This window comes from Mongoliibacter sp. (assembly GCF_007692705.1).
Taxonomy (GTDB): domain Bacteria; phylum Bacteroidota; class Bacteroidia; order Cytophagales; family Cyclobacteriaceae; genus Mongoliibacter.
Genome location: NZ_REBN01000112.1, coordinates 1 through 19,928, shown reverse-complemented (window position 1 = coordinate 19,928; position 19,928 = coordinate 1). Strand labels below are relative to the sequence as shown.

The following is a 19,928-nucleotide window of genomic DNA, read 5'->3' as shown; positions in this document are numbered from 1 at the left end:
CAGCACTTTGTGATTGAAACCAAATCCAGCCTGGATGAATGGGAAGCTCCAAGCAGTTCCTTATTGACAGAATTTTAAACCAACTATTATATACTATGAAAAAGCTTATTACAATTTGCCTCTTTTTTATCCTTAGCCAGGGAAATGCTCAGGATATATTTCAGAAGACTTTGTTTTCAGCCGACTTGGTAATGGACAACCGGGAATTCATTTCACTGACGGACCAACAGGCAGAAAAAATCAAGAAAATCCACAGCCAGAATGCAGGAGAATTCAGGAGTTTGAAATGGGATTTAGACAATGAAAATGAAAAACTCAAAAGAATGCTCTTGGCCAACAGAATTGATCAGACCATTGTTCAAAAGCAGATGGATGTGGTATTAGCATTGGAAAATAAGCTGAAAGTCAAGCAGCTTAACACCCTCGTTGCCATTAAAAATGAGCTTACCGAAAGTCAGCAGGAAGAATTGAATATCTTAAGAAACAATCCTTCTAATGAAAGGAAACTATTCGGAACTGTAGTTAAAGGAAGTGAAAAATCTGTTGCCACTTCTAAGGGAAAGGAACAGGGTTCAAAAAGTGGTGTCTCAATAACGTCAAACATTGAAGGAGAGACAATTATCATAGTCAGACAGGATGGTAAAGAAAAGAAATTTAAAAGGTCTGATCAAATGGGAATAGATCAAAATAGCATAGAAACCATTTCAGTATATAAAGGGAGTACTGCCTGGGAGATGTATGGAGAGGAAGGAAAAAACGGTGTGGTTGTAATTACTTTGAAAAAAGGTGCTGAATTTAATTTTGAGTAAAAAAAACAGAGTTTTTTAGCTGGATTTTTATCCACTCAGCTATCGGAAATGAGGGATTGAGAATTAAACTTGTTAATTCTATCCATCATTTCCGATATTGATTTTTAAATCAAAGCCAAACCTTTATGAAAACACCCAACCATTTTGTTTACCTGATAATTTTTCTGCTTCCCATTTCAGGATTTGCCCAGGAAGTGATTAATTCTGAATTAACTGTAAACTCCGAAAGGATTGAAAAACGCATTTTTGAACTCGCTGAATTTGGGAGAAATGAAAAGGGAGAGGGGCAAAGGGTTGCCTACAGTAAGGGAGATGTCGAGGGGCGGCAATATTTTATTTCCTTGATGGAAAAAGCAGGACTTCAGGTAAGTATAGATGCTGCCGGGAATATCATCGGAAAAAGAGCAGGCCGGGATGCTTCCAAGAAACCAATTGCCTTCGGCTCTCATATTGATATGGTGCCCGATGGCGGGAATTACGATGGCACCCTAGGTTCCATCACAGCACTGGAAGTAATAGAAGTGCTCAATGAAAACGGGATCATTACAGAACATCCATTGGAAGTATTGATTTTTCAGAATGAGGAAGGGGGATTGGTAGGCAGCAGAGCCATGACCGGCAATCTGAAGGAAGAGGCATTGGATCAGAGGAGCGCAAGTGGTCTGAGTATCAGGGAGGGCATCAAAGCGATAGGAGGGGACCCGGATCGATTGGCTGAAGCTGTAAGAAAGCCAGGCGATCTATCTGCATTTTTGGAAATCCATATTGAACAGAGCAAGGTGTTGGAATCCCAGGGGATTGATGTCGCCATTGTGGAAGGGATTGTTGGAATTGAGGATTGGGACATCACCGTTACCGGAATGGCCAATCATGCCGGCAGCACGCCCATGAATGACAGACAGGATGCCTTGATCGCTGCCTCCAAATTGGTGTTGGCGGTGAATGAAGTGGTCAATAGTTTTGAAGGTGCACAGGTGGGTTCAGTGGGTAAAATGAAGGTAGAACCCGGTGCTCCGAATGTGATTCCCGGAAAGGTAGAAATGAGCCTGCAGATGCGGGATTTGTCTACCGAAAAAATCATGCAGATGTTCGATAACATTGAAATTAAGGCGAAGGATATTGAAGCGGAAACAGGAACTCAGATCGCTTTTAAGCACTTGAACCTTTCCACTACCCCTATTTTGGCCAGTAAGGAAATTCAGGATAAAATGGCCCAGGCTGCGGATGCCTTAGGTATTTCACATATCAGGATGCAAAGCGGGGCAGGGCATGATGTTCAGGAAATGGGCAGGTTATGTCCTATTGGATTGGTATTTATTCCGAGCAAAGATGGGATCAGTCATAATCCAAAAGAATATTCCTCTCCGGAACAAATGGCCAAAGGCGCCAATGTGATCTTGCATACAGTATTGCTTTTGGATAAAAATTAATACTAACTCATGGTAATCTTAATCCTGTACAACAAAAAAAATGGTCTGTTTAGATACAGACCATTATCTTAAAGTTTCACATAATAAACTGTTGGCTAAGCACTCGCAAACTGATTACACCCAAAATTAGCACCTGTGATAAACTCTATGGATTTGGTATTCGGATCCAAAGGTCTTCCATCATTCAAAACTGGAATGATATAATCAAGGTCCATTTTAGACTCGATGTGACTCAATTTATTGCATTCTCCGTAATTTTCTTTTTTGGCAACTACCGGCGCCTGTGGCTCCCAATAATTACAATTCGAACAAACTTTTTCCATGGTTTTTGTGATTTAGTTTCTAATTAAATATATACTAATAAATCGTTTAGGACATCAAATTGTTGGTTCAAAGTACTGATAAATAGCAGTTTATAATTAAACTAAATTAAGGTTAAGATTTTCAAGGAGCTTTTGAATAGAAAAGCCTTTACTTTATTGGGATTAAAAGCTGCTTTGAATTTTTTATATTCCGTTTCAAAACCACCGTAAAATGAATAAGCTTATCTTAACTCTTGCTTTCACACTTTTCTTTGGCATAATCTACGCCCAAAGCATTGAAGATTTTCTTTCAGTTCCTTTTCCAACAGCACTGACAGCCAACCCTGATGGTACAGCTGTGGCCTGGGTATTCAATGACCAGGGAGAACGCAATGTCTTTTATGCAAAATCCCCAGATTACAAGGCTGAAAAAATGACAGCCTACGAAGGTGATATTGGTGTAGATATAGATCAGTTGACATTTTCACCTGATGGAAAGCACCTGTTATTTGTCAGAGGGAATGCTCCCAACTCGAAAGGTGAACCTGCAAATCCTGCACAATTGCAGGAGGATGTTTCTAAAATTATCCATGTGGTAGATTTGGAAAGTAAAAAAACAAAGGAAATTGCTAAGGGCAGCTATCCCCAATTTCATCCCAAAGAGAGGAGTTTTGTCTTTTTGCAGTCAGGGAAGGTTTATTTCCAATCACTGAGTTTAGAAGAGGACCCCAAACAATTGTTTACTGCAAGGGGCAATATCGGTCAGTTAAAGTGGAGCCCGGATGGGAGAATGTTGGCTTTTTCGAGTAACAGAGGAGATCATGCATTTATAGGGCTCTATAACTTGGAGGAGTCCAAGCTGGACTATCCTGACCCAAGTTTGGACCTTGACGGTTATCCTGTATGGAATAAGGATGGGAGTAAATTGGCTTATTTACGTGTCCCTAATATCAACAATAAACTTCCATTCACTTCTCTGAAAGAAACCTACCCTTGGAGTATTCGGGTTTTGGACTTAGAAAGTATGAAGGCTAAGGAAGTATTCAAAGCTGATGAAGGAATAGGTAGTGTTATGGTCAGAGATTTGCCAGCTGTCAATGAAAGGCTTTGGTGGACTCCTCAAGGAGACCTGATTTTTCCTTGGGAAAAAAACAATTGGATGCAACTCTATTCGCTCAGTCTTGAAACAAAAGAAACCTCTAATCTTACTCCGGGAGAAGGGCAGGTAGAATGGGTAGATACTGGTTTTGTACCAAATGAGTTATTGGTTACCTCTAACATCGGAGATTTGGAGAGGCGTCATATTTGGAGGTTGGATTTGGATAATTATGATTTGGAACCTTTGACCGACATGGGGAATATTCAATGGTCACCTGTAAGAATTGAAAATGGCTTGGCCTTTATTTCTGCTTCATATGATCAACCTGCCTGGCCAAAAATCATCCAGTACGGGGAGGAGAATAGGTTGGCTGAAGATTTTTTTCCAGAATCTTTTCCTGATAATTTGGTAAAGCCTGAATCTATTACGATAAAAGCTTCAGATGGATTTGAGTCCTATTCCCAATTGTTTTTACCTCGAGGTTATGACCCAGCTAAAAAATACCCGGCAGTGATTTTTCTTCATGGTGGAAGCAGACGGCAAATGCTCCTAGGTTTCAATTACGGCTTATATTATAGTCATGCGTATGCTATGCAACAGTTTTTTGCATCAAGGGGATATATTGCACTATCCTTAAACTACAGATCAGGAATAGGCTATGGAATGGAATTCAGAGAAGAAGATAACTATGGTGCCGGTGGGGCCTCAGAAGTGAAGGACCTGATGGCTGCTGCAGATTACCTCGCAGGTAGACCTGATGTAGATGCAGGTAAAATCATGCCTTGGGGTGGCAGTTATGGGGGGTATCTTACCGCCCATGCGCTGGCTCAGGCACCAGGTAAATTTCTTGCAGGTTCAGACATCCATGGGGTGCACGACTGGAACCGCACCATTCCTACTTTTGCCAACTGGTACAAGCCAGAGAAATTTCCTGAGATGGCAGAATTGGCTTTTAAGTCTTCTCCTATGTATTATGTAGAAAACTGGAAAGATCCAGTAATCTTGATACACGGAGATGATGATAGAAATGTGATTTTCGAAGAAAGTGTAGAGTTGATAGAAATCCTACGCAATCAAGGTGTGCATGTGGAGCAGCTGGTATTCCCTGATGAGGTGCATTCCTTTTTACTTCATAAGAATTGGGTAGCAGCTTTTGAGGCGACTTATAGGTTTTTTGAAGAGCAGATGAAGAAAAAATAGCTCATGTGCATTCATATTCAAAACGCCTTATTTTACTTGATTGAAGTGTGAAAATCGAGACGTTAGTTCTTTTTAGAAACAAAAATCTATTCATTTTGTACAACTAATCTCATATGTTGCAAAAAGCCCTGCAGATAAATTAAACCGCAGGGCTTTCTATTTAAATTTTACCCAGTTTTTACATTCGTAAAAAAAATGTCTTCACAGACTCCTTCTTAAAATTCACATATTATAGGTTTGATACTTGGGTCAAGCTCTCCTTTTCTGATTGGTGACACTCTGCTGGTTTGGTTTTCCTGTCTTGGGAAGAAAATAGCATTCTCATATACTGCCTGCATTCTCTCCCTCTGGTCAAAGGTAAAGTTATCTACCTCAATGACATAATCCATGATATTGGTTGAGATAAAATTATCTCCAAGACAACCTCTTCTGTTGTTATTGAAAACTGCATTTCCAGACAAGTTAGTAATGGAATGGGGCAAGGTGTCATCGCAGAAATCACCTGTTCCACAGTTGTGGAAGGTATGATAAAGCCCTAAGTAGTGACCCAATTCATGAGCCAAAACATGTGAGTTTGGGTTGTTTAGCTCAATCGCAAACCTATAATCCAAAGAAATTGAGTAGGGATAATTGATTACAGGGTCTGGATTTGAATTAACTTGTAAGCCAGGGATTGCTGGGTTGCTCAATGTTGGTAAATACGCAAACCCTGCAGCAAAACCAATGCTCTCAATAAAAACATTAATATACCTGTTGGGATCCCACATTGCATCAAACTTTGTTTGAAGGTATTCAGGACTGTCTGCATTAAAGTCAGATGGTACTTCAATTCTATTGTATCCAGTTAATTCCATGACCTGTCCTTCCGGATCTCTGTCAGCCAATCTGTATCGGAAGTAATTGTTTACCGCATTGACATTGCTTTTAAAACTTGTCCTGATGTTGTTACTGAAAGCAGCATTGGCATTGGTGATTTGATTGTTCATTTGAGCCGCAGAGATATTAGGGCCATTACTGAATACATGAAAAATAATGGGTAATTCCCTGACTGGATAGATGATGTTTTCTCTAGATTCAATTTTTAATTTATTGCTTTCTACGCCAAATACCGAAGCAACTACATCGAGTGATCCTACTTCTGAAATGGTAATATTTTCCAACCTTTGGCTGCTTTGATTGCCTATTTTCAATTCAAGATTTCTAAATATCTGCTCTTCCAATCCGGTAATTTCACCATCAGGGCCAAAAACTTTAATAGTGAAGTCCATGGTGTTATTGTTAGCCACAGCATAACTGTTTCTAGTTTCATTAGAAAAATCTAACCTTATCTCCTGGATATACTCAGGACCCACCACCTGAATTTCGATATCATTGCTGAATGTTTGTTCTCTGGTGGGAAAAGCAGCCCTCAGCTGGTATTGGCCTGGCTTGGAAAGGTCTAAAACAGGTGAATTGATCAGTGAGTCAGTAAGCAGTAGTTCAAAGGGGATATTTACATTAGAGAACAAGGGTCTATTGCTTTCATCAAAATATCTCACGTCGACATTCAATGGCTGTTGAAGATCCTCAGAAAAGAATATTTGTTGGTTTAAATTCAATTGAATTCTAGATATCTGATTCAGATAAAATGAATTTTCATCTTCTCTTTCAGTTACGCAGGAAATGCATAGCAAAAGTGCTAAAAGCGGGAATATGTTTTTTATTGATCTCATTAATATACAAGGATTAATTGTACTTGATTGATGCTATTCGGCACTGTTGAGCTCTCCACAAAGTCATTCAGAGATTGGTAATACCTGAACTCCACCATGCGTTTACCTAAATACGCCCCAATTCCATAATTGAACCCATATTGCAAACTGCTGGTATTGGGTTCAAAATTACTAACGGTGTTTCCATTCAGGGTGGTTTCCTGCGATGTGCTGAGGTAATATTTTGCAAATCCTCCAAATGAAACCTGGGGTTTGATTTTTCCGCCGTAGGTTAATACAATGGGAATAACATCGAGTCCAAAAACAAAATTATTGAAATTGGTAACTGCTTCTACATTAGGGTTGACTGAATTGTTAGCGACATTTTGGATTTCAAAGTAAGGTTCTAATCTTGCTCTGTTGAATTCAGAAAGTTTCCAATCCAATACCACTCCAGCACCAAATCCAACCTTAAAGTCAGAAGCTACTTGGGCAAAAGATAAATCTCCATAATCAAAAAAGTTCATGGAGGGCGAAAGCCGAACGCCTATCTTCATTTCCTTTTTGGCAGATGCGATGCTGTCATTGATAGCCACTTCCTGGGCATTTAATCCCAAGGCAATCATCAAGCAAATCAATGTCAATGTTAACTGTTTTTTCATTTAAATAAGCTTCAGTTGGGGTCTTTGATCAAATTGGATTATAGCATACCAGTCTGATAGTTAGGCATAATTTTATTTTTTTTGCCTTGAAAACTAAGTGTTTTTATTTAATAACTCAATTAAAACTAGATTTTTTACTGTTTGTTTTGAATGGACATTTTGGATGTATTGCTATTCTAAGTTCTTCAAAACTCAACTCGTTTGGCTTTTTCAATTGAGTAAAAATACCCTAAATTGAAAACTCTTATGATAACTTACGAATATGAAAGCATTAGTAGTTTTTTTCCTGTTGATTATTTCCACTGGTTCATTTGCCCAGACGCCTTTACAATTTGAAGAACCGATAAAACAAAGAGTTTTCGTACTTACAGATATCACGAATGAACCTGATGATCAGCAGTCTTTGGTGAGGTTTTTAGTTTATGCCAATGAATATGATGTGGAGGGCATAGTGGCTACAACTTCCACCCACCTTAGAAATCAGACCAGGAAGGATAAAATAGAGGAGCTGATCAAAAATTATGGTGAAGTGAAGGCTAACCTTGATTTACATGCAAATGGGTTTCCAAGCATGGAATACCTTCTGAGCATTACCTCTGAACATCTACCGGAATACAGTATGGACGGTGTTGGTGAAGGTAAAGATTCCCCAGGCTCCGAGTTGCTAATACAGGCAGTTGATAAATTGGATGAAAGACCTTTGTGGGTTTCTGTTTGGGGAGGAGCCAATTGCTTGGCGCAGGCTTTGTGGAAAGTGAAGAACACGAGAGCCGAAGCGGAAGTAAAAAAGTTTGTGGAAAAGTTAAGGGTCTATTCAATTTCAGATCAGGACTTTGCAGGTCCATGGGTCAGACATAATTTCCCTGGGATTTTTTATATCGTTGACGCAAGCGCAGGAGACAGTTGGAAGGAGTATTATAAAGCTACATGGACAGGGATTGCAGGAGATAAATGGTATAAAAATGCGCCTATGGTGGATTTCGAACTGGTGGATAATCCATGGTTGATGGAAAACATCAGAGACAATCATGGACCTTTAGGAGCAAATTATTTGCCTTCCGACTACATTATGGAGGGGGATACCCCTTCATTTATTGGCCTGATTCAAAATGGCTTGGCTTGGTACAAAAGTCCTTCTTTCGGAGGCTGGGCTGGAAGGTATGAAAATTGGAAATCTTACGGTGAGGTGGCTAAAATCTGGACTTCTTCCATTGATACCCAGGATGAAGTGGTTTTACCTGATGGAAGGAAGGAAGCATCCAATCAGGCGACTATTTGGAGGTGGAGAAGGGCCTATCAATATGACTTTGCTGCAAGGATGGATTGGAATATCGCAGGTTCTTTAAAAGAAGCCAACCACAATCCGATTTTAATTCTTAATGGAAATGAAGGAAAAGCAGTCGGACAAGGGAAAGTATTGGCAGGTGAGACAGTGAAACTTTCAGCCAAGGGAAGTTATGATCCTGATGGAGATCAATTGCGGTACAAATGGTGGGTGTATAAGGAAGCGGGGAGGTTTAATGGAAGCCTTGAATTCCATAATCCTTTTGGGGAAGAACTGGCATTTGAAATGCCTCAATTGGGACAAGGTCAAAGATTACATATCATTTTGGAAGTAGAGGATAGCGGAAGCCCAAGTCTGATCTCCTACAGAAGAATAGTTTTACAAAACCAATAAATAATATAGAATGAGAATTGCAATCGCCATTACGCTATTCACTTTATTATATGCATGCAGTTTTGCCCAAACTACCTATCCTCTTTACGAAAATAATTCCATTCCCAATTCCATTCCTGTACCTGATGAAGAAAGATCAGATTTAAGTGATGATGGAATTCTCAGGATCAGTAAGGTTACCATACCAAGCCTTACAGGGTATTTTCCCGAAGAAGGAAGTGCAACAGGTGAGGCAGTCATTATTCTTCCAGGTGGTGGTTATACCATATTGGCTGCAGGGCATGAAGGTGCTGAAGTGGCCAGTGCTTTAACTGCAAAGGGGATTACCGCTTTTGTGTTGAAGTACAGGCTTCCTGATGATAAAACCATGGTGGAAAAAAATATTGGCCCTTTGCAGGATGCTCAAAAGGCCATTCAACTCGTCAGGCAAAATGCTTCCGAGTGGTTTATTGATCCCGAAAAAATAGGTATTCTTGGTTTTTCTGCCGGAGGACATCTTGCAGCGATAGCAGGAACAAAATTTGAAGATGCCCATATCTCAAATCCAACTATAACCAACCTAAGACCTGATTTTATGATTTTGGTTTACCCTGTCATCAGCTTTGAGCCAGCTATTGGACACAGCGGCTCAGCAAAAAACCTACTCGGGGATAACCCAAGTCAGGAACTTTTGGATTATTTTTCTAACGAAAAGCATGTCAGTGCTCAGACTCCTCCTTCTTTTCTGGTACATGCCAAGAATGACCCTGTGAGGATTGAAAATTCTTATGTTTTTGAGAAAGCATTGCTGGATAACCAAGTGACTGTTGCCACACTTTATTACGAGTCAGGAGGGCATGGTTTTGGTCTTAAGAATCCCCAAAGTGATGTTGATTGGCTGGATAGGGCTATTCAGTGGGTTAGGAGCTTGTATGAAGGTGACTGATTGGCAAGTCTGTTCTGGATGACGCCCATCATTTTAATCGGCATACCTGCATTTACACCAAAAATTAAATAAACTTAAACTTACCCTTCATTCGATACGCTATTTTGCACGAGATATTAATTTTCTACAATTTTAAGTTCAACTGACCCCATACGCATGAGCAGATTTATTACGGGCTTCTTTTTAGCCACCTTGATTTTTATTGGAATTTGGTTGCTTTTCAGTCAAAGAGAAAATAAAGATGAGCTCGATGAAAGCTCTTCCTTGATTCAGCAACAAATTGAACAGGTGGGGAAACTCATTGTGACGGAAGGAAATTTTTCTCAGGTTTTTACTTTTAAAAACTCCCAAAACCTCTTTCTAAATATCCTTAAATCAGATAAAAAAGCTTTGGTAGTAGCCAATGCGAAAGTGACAATAGAATATGACTTAAGGAAGTTGGAGACATCGTTAGATGTAGAAAATAAAACGGTGATTATAAAAAATATACCGGATCCTGTCATCAATATCTATCCTGATATCCAATATTATGATGTGACTCAAGAGTATTTCAATAAGTTTGGGGCTGCTGATTACAACAAGATCAAAAATACGGTTAACGAACGTATCAGGCAAAAAGTCGATCAATCCAATATGTTGGAAAACAGCCAAGAACGTTTGTTGGCAGAATTGACTAATATTTTTGTCTTGACCAGATCTCTAGGTTGGACCCTTCAATACAATGAGATTATCATTGAGAACGAAGAAGAACTGAAACTCTTAAAAAGATAAAAAAAGCCAACTCCTTTCGAAGTTGGCCTTGTTAGATGGGATTAAAAAATATCTTAGGCGGCTTGTTCTATATAGCCTTCTTCTTTACTCATTATCTGTGCGACATTTGTCAACAGTATACCATATATCACTTTTGAACTCACATCAGCAATGGTGTACGTGATTTGTCTGGCAACTACTCCGACTTCACTGAAAAACAAACCTTCAATACCAGCAAGATGAGGCATCAGATAAGCTCCTGGATAAAGCATCCAACTTACCAAGAACAAAACCCAAATAGACTGAAGTGTTTGTTGTGCTTTCAATGGGATGCCTTCTTTTCCTTCATCAATTACTTTTTTCATCAACCATAAAATATGGAAGAAAAATACTGTAGAAATGGCTCCCCATACTGCAAACATTGTCAAGTCTGTTACTTCGTAAAACTGACCAATGTAACCAGTTACAATCATTCCTGTGCCTGAAAACCAAAATTGATTACGAATGCTACTGAAGTTGGATTTGGTTAACGTGACTACGAAAAGGATTTGGAACAAAAGCATTGGAACATCAATTAACCAATTGAGGTATCGATACCCATTGTTGAAAAGGTCATTACCTTCTCCCAGAAAATACTTCCCCTTTTCAGTGTCAAACACAAAACTTTCTGTCCAATTATTTGCCTGAACATAAAGCAACAAAAATGCGGAAACCATGACCACTACAGAAAGGACCGAAGAAGTCCTGTACTTCGGTGCTACTGTTTTTATGGTCAGGACGAAATAAAAAAGCCCAGCTAGCATAACAGCATATCCAAGCGTCAAAACATGGGCTACCATTTGGTATGCCATTTCATTGAAGCCATCCTGAAAACCTATGTAGTTTTCGAAGGTTGCGTTTCCTAAATTTTCCATATGGTTTGGTTTTATTGGTTTCCTTTAAAACCTTGATCATGAAATTTTGTTTTGATTAATCGTCTGTTTATAGACAAAAAAATTGTAATTATATCAATTCGCCGATATTTAAGAAATATTATTTTTAACCTTTTTTGTAAATATTAAACACCAAAAATGCTTTGAAACGATTGAAAGTGTAAATGAAAAAATATATTTCGGCTTAAAAATTGAGTTGCCGCTTAAATGAAAAATTCAACCTTTAAAGTTGTAGACTTGGAAATAACATTTTGAATCGATTAACTTGATCACCAGATCTATCACAAACCCTATGAAATCACTTGCCTTTACGATATCAATTTTACTAGGAGTATTGACTTTTTACTCTTGTAAACCAGACTCTTTCGAATCAATGGATGAAGAAATTTTAACATCAGAAAGGCAAAGACATAGGACGATAGTTACTACGGATGGAGAAGTAGATGATGTGGATTCCTTTATTAGGTTTTTGTTTTATACCAATGAATTTGATGTTGAAGGATTGGTGTATAGCAGTTCACAGTGGCATTATAAGGGTGATGGGCAAGGTACCAAGTTCACTTCTGAAATGCCCAATACAGCAGAAAGGTATGGTGAAAGAACTGAGCTTCGTTGGCCAGGCACTACTTGGATGCAAGACTTAATAGGAAAATACAAAGAAATACATCCTAATCTTCAGCTACATGCAGAAGGTTTTCCCGAGCCTGAAGCACTTTTGGAATTAGTCAAAATAGGGAATATTGATTTTGAAGGTGAGATGGAAAAAGATACAGAAGGTTCTGACTGGATCAAAAGTGTATTACTGGATAATGATCCACGCCCCGTATATATCCAAATTTGGGGTGGTACTAATACTGCAGCCAGAGCCTTGAAATCCATTGAAGAGGAGTATAAGGGCAGAGACAATTGGGAGGAAATCTATAAAAAAGTATCAGATAAGGCGGTATTGTATACAGTTTTGGATCAGGATGCTACCTACGAAAAATACATTGAACCCAATTGGCCTGAAGTTAAAGTGATTTACAATTCCGATCAGTTTTGGTGTTTTGCATACCCTTGGGTAACCCGAGTACCTGAGGAATTGAGACAGTATCTTTCTGGAGACTTCTTTAAGGAACATATACTATTTGAAAGAGGACCTTTGGCAGGTGCATACTATACTTGGGGAGATGGCAGGCAGATTGACAATGATGAAGAACATGATCAAGGGGAAATTGAAGTCATGAAGAAAAGCAAAAGGCAACAATATGATTTTATCTCTGAAGGTGATTCTCCTGCATTTTTTTACCTCTTGGATGTAGGTTTGCGGAGCATGGAAAATCCAGCTTATGGGGGTTGGGGAGGTAGATTTGTTCAGTCACAAAGCAATCCCAACCGCTGGGAGGATGGTAAGCATGTCACCGATTTTAATCCTTACACCAAGCAGGATGATGCCACTTACCCTCAGACCAGATGGGTAAAAGAATTGCAGCATGATTTTGCAGCCAGAGCTTCTTGGTCTGTAAAAAGTTATGAAGAAGCAAATCATGCTCCTGAAGTCTCGCTAAAACATGATAAGGATTTAAAAGTAAAAGTGGGAGATAAGGTAGTGCTACAAGGACAAGCCTCCGATCCGGATGGAGATGAATTGGAGTATCTGTGGTGGCATTATATGGAAGCAGGCAGTATGCAAGGAGTGGTTCAGATTCAGGACAGAGAGAGTAAGGAAGCAAGCTTTGTAGTACCAGAGGAAGCCAGAGTGGGAGACACCATCCATATGATTTTTGAAGTTAGAGATAATGGATATCCTTCATTGACCAGGTATCAGCGGGTAATCGTTTATGTAAAATAGTAATTCTGTGATAACCACGTGTATTAGAAGTTTATCATATTTTTCAATTACCTCTTATTTTGCACAATTCTTATGGATTTGCTGTGGTTAAACTTTTATCATTTAGTGAATGAGAATTGAAGTTTAAAAGAATTTTTATTGAAGGACTTCAGACCCGATGGGCCATGATAATTTAGAATTGCACATCAATATTTCGATGAAACAAGGATTAGTTTATATCTTTGATGCCTAAAACCCAAATATTGAATTTATGAAAAAAAAAATAGTAGCATTAGCGGCTACTGGGACAATTTTATTTTCCTGCGGTATCTCTGATGAAAAAACTGACTCTATGAATCCATTCTTTGAAGCTTACAACACCCCATTCGAAGTACCACCTTTTGACAAAATCAAAAATGAGCATTTTGCCTCAGCTCTAAGAGAAGGGATGCGAATCCAACAACAGGAGATTGATGCAATTGCCAACAATTCGGAAGAACCTACTTTTGAAAATACCATAGAAGCGATGGAAAATTCAGGGAGGCTTCTTTCCAGAACAAGCATTGTATTTTCTAACTTAAACTCAGCAAATACAAGTGATGAACTTCAGGCAATTGCCAGAGAAATGGCACCGGAACTTTCTAAACATGGTGATAATATCAGCTTGAATGAAAAGCTTTTTGCAAGGGTCAAAGCCGTTTGGGACAACAAAGATGAGCTTGGACTCAACGAAGTACAACATAAATTACTTGAAAAAAGGTATAAGACTTTTGTAAGGAGTGGTGCTAACCTGAATGACGCTGACAAGGAGAAAATGAGGGAAATCAATAGCAAACTTTCTACTTTGAGCCTTCAGTTTGGCCAGAATCTATTAGCAGAAACCAATAATTTTCAATTGGTTGTCGACAATGAGGAAGATTTGTCTGGATTGCCGGAATCATTGAAAGCAACTGCCGCGGAAGATGCCAAAGCAGCTGATATGGATGGGAAGTGGCTTTTCACCCTTCAGAATCCTAGTGTGATGCCATTCCTGCAGTACGCAGACAACAGGGAGTTGAGAAAGAAAATATGGGAAGCTTATGTAAACAGGGCTGACCAGGACAATCAATACGATAACAAGGAGATCCTTGTGGATATAGCCAACCTGAGAAGAGAAAAAGCCAATTTGCTAGGTTTTGATACCCATGCAGATTATGTCTTGGAAGAGACTATGGCCAAAAATCCTGAGGGAGTTTATACCCTACTCAATCAGCTTTGGACACCAGCTTTGGCAAAGGCCAAAGCAGAAGGAGAAGAAATGCAAGAATTGATTAAGGCTGAAGGAAAAGACTTTCAATTGGAAGCTTGGGATTGGAGATATTATGAAGAAAAATTAAAGCAGAAGAAATTTGAACTGGATGAAGGAGAAGTAAAACCTTATTTTTCCTTAGCAAAGGTACAGGATGGCGTTTTTATGGTAGTGAATAAACTTTGGGGCCTTACTTTCGAAGAAATCCAAAACATACCTGTTTACCATCCTGATGCAAAAGCTTATGAGGTAAAAGAGGCGGACGGATCACATTTGGGCGTTTTGTATATGGATTTTCATCCAAGAGCTTCCAAAAGAGGTGGCGCCTGGATGACCTCATACAGGGGACAAGAAATGGAAAATGGGGAAAGAAAAGCTCCTGTGATATCTATTGTTTGTAATTTTTCCAGACCATCCGGAAATGCTCCTGCTTTGTTGACTTTTGGAGAAGTGACTACATTCTTTCATGAATTTGGTCATGCCCTTCACGGATTGATGTCCAATGTACAATACAGAAGCCTTGCAGGAACGTCTGTTCCAAGGGATTTTGTAGAATTGCCTTCGCAGATCATGGAAAATTGGGCTACTGAGCCATCTGTGATGAAAGAATATGCCTTTCATTACGAGACGGGAGAGGTAATCCCAGATGCTTTGATTGAAAAACTTCAGAAGTCAGGAACATTTGGACAAGGTTTCGGAACCACCGAATATTTGGCAGCTTCTCTTTTAGATATGGATTACCATACCCAAAAAGAAGCCATCACCAAAGGTGCAGGGGAGTTTGAAGAAGCGTCAATGGATAAAATCGGTTTGATTGATGAGATTATCCCAAGATATAGAAGTACTTATTTCCAGCATATTTTTGCTGGAGGGTACTCAGCAGGCTATTATAGTTATATTTGGTCTGGAGTATTGGATACTGATGCTTTTCAGGCCTTCAAGGAAACAGAACTTTTCAACCAGGAAAAGGCTCAGGCCTTCAGAAAGGAAATCCTGGAAAGGGGCGGTACTGATGACCCAATGAAAATGTATGTCAACTTCCGGGGTGCTGAACCTAAAATCGATGCCCTTTTGAAAAAGAGGGGTTTGGATGTAGTATCTGTGGGAAGTACTAAATAATTTTAAAAGCAAAAAAACCATAGCCGCGGCTATGGTTTTTTTGTTTATTCCGATTTGGTTTTTAGCCGCTGTCTTAAGTATTCTGAAGGGCAGGTCCCTATTTTGTTTTTAAAGATTCTGAAAAAAGTAGTCCTGGAAGAAAAGCCTGAATTCTTTGCTAACTGGCCAAAAATGATATTCCCTGGGTTTTTATTGATTTCTTCAATGGCTGCTTTCAGTCTAAGATCCTGAACAACCTGATGAAATCCTTTTCCAAATTGCTCTGAGATAAAATTTGCAATAGTCCTTTGCGGAATTTTCACGAGCTTCGAAAACTCGTAGATATTCAGGTGATTTTGCCTGAATACTTCGGGTTTTTCAAGAGCCTGAATTATACATACCTTCTCTTGCATATCGAATATTGAGATTTACCAGATGAGGACTTCATCCTTGTCTGCTCTGATGTTTTTTCTGAAAATCGGGAATACAGCCAGAAATTCATGTGTGGTGTTTGGCAGCAGGTATGCCCTGACACTTGGCATTTCATACACATATCCGACTCTCAATGATGGGAATATAATTCCAAACTGGAAATTGTTGGCGTAATCCACCCTATGTCCGGCGCCAACCCATATTTTATCCATCAAGATGGCTTTCAGGTTGAATTCAATATTGTCTGGGAGGTCACTCTGTGAGCGGTACATAAAGTTGGAAGCAATCCCAAAGTTCTCGGTAACCATACTCCTATACCCTGCCTGTATTATAGACACGGGAGCTTTTCTGTCCATGAACACATCACCCGAACTCAAGGCTCCCTGATTGACATTGTGCATGGCATAGGATGCGTAATACTTGGGATGGGTAAGGGCCATACCTATATTAAAGTCTAATACCTGCATATTTGCAAAGCCGTTGATGTACTGCCCTATAGTAGGGTCATTGGATTGTTCTGTTGTCATGCTGTTGCCGTCCAGTCTCACAGTGTTGTAATTGATTCCAACCCCAAGCCTTACATGTGTTTTTGGTGCGATCTGTATTCTGGAAGCATAATTCAGCATGAGTTCGGTATCCACAAAGGCTCCGTAGCGGTCATGCATCAAGTTTAGCCCTACAGCATTTTTTCCGGCTGAAGCTGGATCTGGAGCAGAATTGAAGTCAGCAAGGTCAAATTCCGCCGAGGCAAAATAAGTCTTTGGAGCTCCTTCAAAACCTGCCCATTGATCACGTACAAAGCCCCTGAAATTTGAGCCTTCATAACCGGTGAGTGCGGGGTTGTAATAGTTTTGCAGATGGCTGAACTGACTGACATACTTTCTGGACTGTGCAGTTACGCCAAAATTGAGGAGTACTGAAAGAGCGAGAAAAAGGAGTGTTTTGGTAGAATTTGCCATGGTGGTATATGTTGAAATTTTAATAGAGTTTGGGTTTTATGAAAAGAGGGAGAGGATTCCTCCCTCTCTGTTTTTGGCTGGTTATTTTATGAGAAGGTTCAGAAGTCCTCTTCTTGTTTCTCCTGTTTCCTGGATTTCAAGAACCCAATAATATGTGCCCACAGGTAATTCTTTGCCATTGAAGGTGCCGTCCCATCTTTGGTCAGGATCATTGGTAACAAAGACCTGGAAACCGCTTCTTTCAAATACTCTGATCGTAACTCCTTGATAGAATCTCAAGTCCGGGATTCCCCAATCATCATTGATCCCGTCACCGTTTGGTGTAAAGCTGTTGAACACTTCGATATCCGATACTGACTTCCTTAGCCTTCTGACTTCAAATACCTTGTCGAAGATGTTATCGTCTCTATCAGTAACAGATACTGTCACAAGGAATATGTCACGTCCTTCGACTTGTTCGGCACTGCTCCAGAAGAGCATTCCGTCTATGATTTCGAAATACTTGTTGTCACCTTCAGCTCCTTTGATAGAAATGACATGGAAGTCATCGAAAGCATCTACCACGCTGATTCCACCGACATAGATGAAGAATTCTGTTGCCGAACCTTCGAAAGTATTGTTGCTGAGTATGACATCTGAAGGTGCCGGTTTAGGCATTACCTTGACTATAAGTGTACCCTTGAAGCTTCCTTCGTTGAGTATCCCGTCAGGCAAGACAACTGTCCCGCTGATTTCGTACTCACCTCTTGACTGTGTGTTGAGGCTTGACAAGTCCCAGACCACTTCGAATTCCAGTAACCTTCCGTCTTCAGTCATTACAGTGATTGTCTTAGGCAATTCTGGATCAATGTTCCAAGCAGTCTCCACATCTGCCGGACTGATGACAGCTTCAATCTTCGCAGGGATGATTTCAAATTCATTTCCCTGGAATTCGACCATGTAATTGTCATTAGCCTTCACCGTTCCCAGGTTGATGGCATACTTTCCGACAACTTCTCCTTTTTCTCTTTCCAGTGCTCCTGAAATCAATTGAAATCCATCACTCAGTTTAAATCCCCTTGCCTGGAATAATAATGTTGGGTCTTTAGTTCCAAAGATTTTGGATTGGTCTGAGTTGGCAACTATGGTGAGTGTGGCAGGATTGACCTCGAGGATTCCGTTCTCAAATGAGACATCATAGTTGGTATCGGAAGCACCGGTGACAAGGATAGGATATGAGCCTACGCCTGAGTCATCAGAGGCATCGGTCGTGATGCTAGGTGTTTGAGAAGATACCAGATCACCATTTACCAACCCAATGTAAACAAATGTCAAAACAGGATTAGGATCACCGTAGACTTTGGATTTGTTTTCAGCCTTGACAGTCAATTGAGCTGGAATGATTTCTAGATTTCCATTTTCAAAACCAATGTTATAATTGGGATCAGCAGCACCTGATACATTTATATCATAGGTCCCAACTGCGGAGTTTGCAGCGGCATCCGTGCTGATAGAAGCAGTGATTGTTGTTTCAGTATTACCGTTCACAAGTCCAATAAAACTGAATGTGAGTAGAGGGTTTTCTTCCCCATACACTTTTTGCTTGTCGTCAGCTTTGATGGTCAGATCCGCAGGAGTGATTTCCAAAGTGCCATTCTCGAAAGCTATTTCATAATTGTTATCGGTTGCCCCCGAGATTTGAATTTCATAAGTACCCACGTCAGAACCTGAATCTGCTTCTGTAGAGAGGGTAGGAGAGGTGCTCACCGAAATGTCTCCGTTTACCAAGCCAGTGATTGAATAAGTCAATTCTGGCAGGTCTGCCCCATAAATTTTTGTTTTGTTTTCTGCTGTTATGGTCAGTTGTGAAGGGCTGATTTCCAAAGTGCCATCGATATAAGTAATCTGATAATTTGGATCAGAAGCGCCTTCTAAGGTGATTGGATATTCTCCTACAGCAGAAGTCTGCATTGCAGAAGTGCTGACGCTTGGCATAGTTGCCGGTTTTTCGTCATTCAACACAAACCCGCTCATGGTATAGGTCAGCTCTGGATTGATTTGACCGTATATTTTAGACTTGTTATCCGCTGTGATTAGCAATTGGGCCTTTTTTACGTCTAGTATGCCGTTGACCAAAGTGATGGCGTAGTTTCCATCTTCTGCCCCTGACAAAATGATTGGATAGATTCCAACATCGGAACTTTCAGTTGCTGTTGTACTGATACTTGGTGGTGTAGAGATAGAATTTTCACCATTGACCAAACCTGAATAGCCAAAGGTTAAGACTGGATTCGCTTCTCCATATGTCTTTTGTTTGTTGTCAACGGTGATTGACAAGGCTGCCGGCGAGATTGATAAAGTGGCTGTCAGTTCCATTGTGGTGTAGTTACCACCGCTGATCGTTGCTGTTACTTCCTGTAATCCGACATCCGTTCTGCTGTTATTACTGTATTCCACTGAGGTGCCTTCAGGAAGTGTTCCTTCAATTTCCAGCGACTTGGCTGAACCGTCAAAGACAAAGCTGTTATCATTAAACTCGATTCCGGTAATGGTTGCCGGCGTGATTGACAAAGTGGCTGTCAGTTCCAGTGTGGTGTAATTTTCACCGCTGATCGTTGCGGTTACGGTCTGGCTTCCGACATCCTTTCTGCTGTTGTTGCTATATTCCACTGAGGTGCCTTCAGGAAGTGTTCCTTCAATTTCCAGCGACTTGGCCGAGCCGTCGTAAACAAAGCTGTCATCATTAAACTCGATTCCTGTAATGCTTGCCGGAGTGATTGCCAAAGTAGCAGTCAGTTGTAGGGTGGTGAAATTATCACCGCTGATCGTTGCTGTTACTTCCTGTGATCCGACATCCGTTCTACTGTTATTGCTGTATTCCACT

15 protein-coding genes are annotated in these 19,928 nt (G+C 40.1%); 8 read left to right on the top strand and 7 right to left on the bottom strand.

Translation table 11 applies throughout. The features are described from left to right. The first annotated feature begins 95 nt into the window (after positions 1 to 95). Together EA341_RS04915 and EA341_RS04910 are read left to right on the top strand one after the other, a co-directional pair. On the top strand, positions 96 to 809 hold the full coding sequence (locus EA341_RS04915) for a hypothetical protein (protein WP_293011855.1): 714 nt from the start codon (positions 96 to 98) through the stop codon (positions 807 to 809). Positions 810 to 934: 125 nt separating this feature from the next. Then, positions 935 to 2,239, top strand: a complete 1,305-nt coding sequence (locus tag EA341_RS04910) for a Zn-dependent hydrolase (protein ID WP_293011853.1) — start codon at positions 935 to 937, stop codon at positions 2,237 to 2,239. 95 nt (positions 2,240 to 2,334) lie between these two features. On the opposite strand, the gene EA341_RS04905 is transcribed toward EA341_RS04910, so the two are convergent. Continuing rightward, positions 2,335 to 2,562 carry a hypothetical protein gene (locus tag EA341_RS04905; RefSeq protein ID WP_293011851.1) on the bottom strand — a complete coding sequence of 76 codons (228 nt, stop codon included), beginning with the start codon at positions 2,560 to 2,562 and terminating at the stop codon, positions 2,335 to 2,337. Between the two features lie 211 nt (positions 2,563 to 2,773). On the opposite strand from EA341_RS04905, the gene EA341_RS04900 reads away from it, so the two are divergent. Further along, positions 2,774 to 4,840, top strand: coding sequence for a prolyl oligopeptidase family serine peptidase (locus tag EA341_RS04900; RefSeq protein ID WP_293011850.1), 2,067 nt, complete (start codon positions 2,774 to 2,776; stop codon positions 4,838 to 4,840). 215 nt (positions 4,841 to 5,055) lie between these two features. Here the strand turns inward: EA341_RS04900 and EA341_RS04895 are convergent, their stop codons facing one another. Continuing rightward, a complete protein-coding gene (locus EA341_RS04895) occupies positions 5,056 to 6,552 on the bottom strand; it encodes a M43 family zinc metalloprotease (protein WP_293011848.1) in 1,497 nt (498 codons plus the stop codon). After that, positions 6,552 to 7,193, bottom strand: coding sequence for an outer membrane beta-barrel protein (locus tag EA341_RS04890; RefSeq protein WP_293011846.1), 642 nt, complete (start codon positions 7,191 to 7,193; stop codon positions 6,552 to 6,554). Before EA341_RS04890 ends, EA341_RS04895 begins: the two co-directional genes overlap by 1 nt. 262 nt (positions 7,194 to 7,455) lie before the next feature. Between EA341_RS04890 and EA341_RS04885 the strand changes: the two genes are divergently transcribed. From EA341_RS04885 to EA341_RS04875, 3 genes are all read left to right on the top strand, one after another. Further along, positions 7,456 to 8,871, top strand: a complete 1,416-nt coding sequence (locus EA341_RS04885) for a nucleoside hydrolase-like domain-containing protein (RefSeq protein ID WP_293011845.1) — start codon at positions 7,456 to 7,458, stop codon at positions 8,869 to 8,871. 10 nt (positions 8,872 to 8,881) lie between these two features. Next, positions 8,882 to 9,796, top strand: a complete 915-nt coding sequence (locus tag EA341_RS04880) for an alpha/beta hydrolase (RefSeq protein WP_293011843.1) — start codon at positions 8,882 to 8,884, stop codon at positions 9,794 to 9,796. A 156-nt stretch (positions 9,797 to 9,952) separates the two neighbouring features. Beyond that, the gene (locus EA341_RS04875; protein WP_293011841.1) at positions 9,953 to 10,567 is read left to right on the top strand and encodes a DUF4230 domain-containing protein; all 615 of its coding nucleotides are present in this window, start codon (positions 9,953 to 9,955) and stop codon (positions 10,565 to 10,567) included. A 53-nt stretch (positions 10,568 to 10,620) separates the two neighbouring features. Here EA341_RS04875 and EA341_RS04870 read toward each other — a convergent pair whose 3' ends face one another. Beyond that, the gene (locus EA341_RS04870; protein WP_293011839.1) at positions 10,621 to 11,460 is read right to left on the bottom strand and encodes a bacteriorhodopsin; all 840 of its coding nucleotides are present in this window, start codon (positions 11,458 to 11,460) and stop codon (positions 10,621 to 10,623) included. Positions 11,461 to 11,770: 310 nt separating this feature from the next. Here EA341_RS04870 and EA341_RS04865 point away from each other — a divergent pair, with 310 nt between their 5' ends. After that, positions 11,771 to 13,309: a DUF1593 domain-containing protein gene (locus EA341_RS04865; RefSeq protein ID WP_293011837.1), complete on the top strand. Its 1,539-nt coding sequence runs from the start codon at positions 11,771 to 11,773 to the stop codon at positions 13,307 to 13,309. Between the two features lie 250 nt (positions 13,310 to 13,559). Beyond that, a complete protein-coding gene (locus tag EA341_RS04860; RefSeq protein WP_293011835.1) occupies positions 13,560 to 15,695 on the top strand; it encodes a M3 family metallopeptidase in 2,136 nt (711 codons plus the stop codon). A gap of 44 nt (positions 15,696 to 15,739) precedes the next feature. On the opposite strand, the gene EA341_RS04855 is transcribed toward EA341_RS04860, so the two are convergent. The 3 genes from EA341_RS04855 to EA341_RS04845 all read right to left on the bottom strand — a co-directional run. Then, positions 15,740 to 16,087 carry an AraC family transcriptional regulator gene (locus EA341_RS04855; protein ID WP_293011833.1) on the bottom strand — a complete coding sequence of 116 codons (348 nt, stop codon included), beginning with the start codon at positions 16,085 to 16,087 and terminating at the stop codon, positions 15,740 to 15,742. Between the two features lie 15 nt (positions 16,088 to 16,102). Continuing rightward, positions 16,103 to 17,065: a type IX secretion system membrane protein PorP/SprF gene (locus EA341_RS04850; protein WP_293011831.1), complete on the bottom strand. Its 963-nt coding sequence runs from the start codon at positions 17,063 to 17,065 to the stop codon at positions 16,103 to 16,105. Between the two features lie 81 nt (positions 17,066 to 17,146). Beyond that, on the bottom strand, positions 17,147 to 19,928 hold a 2,782-nt coding region (locus tag EA341_RS04845; protein ID WP_293011830.1), incomplete at its 5' end, for an MBG domain-containing protein.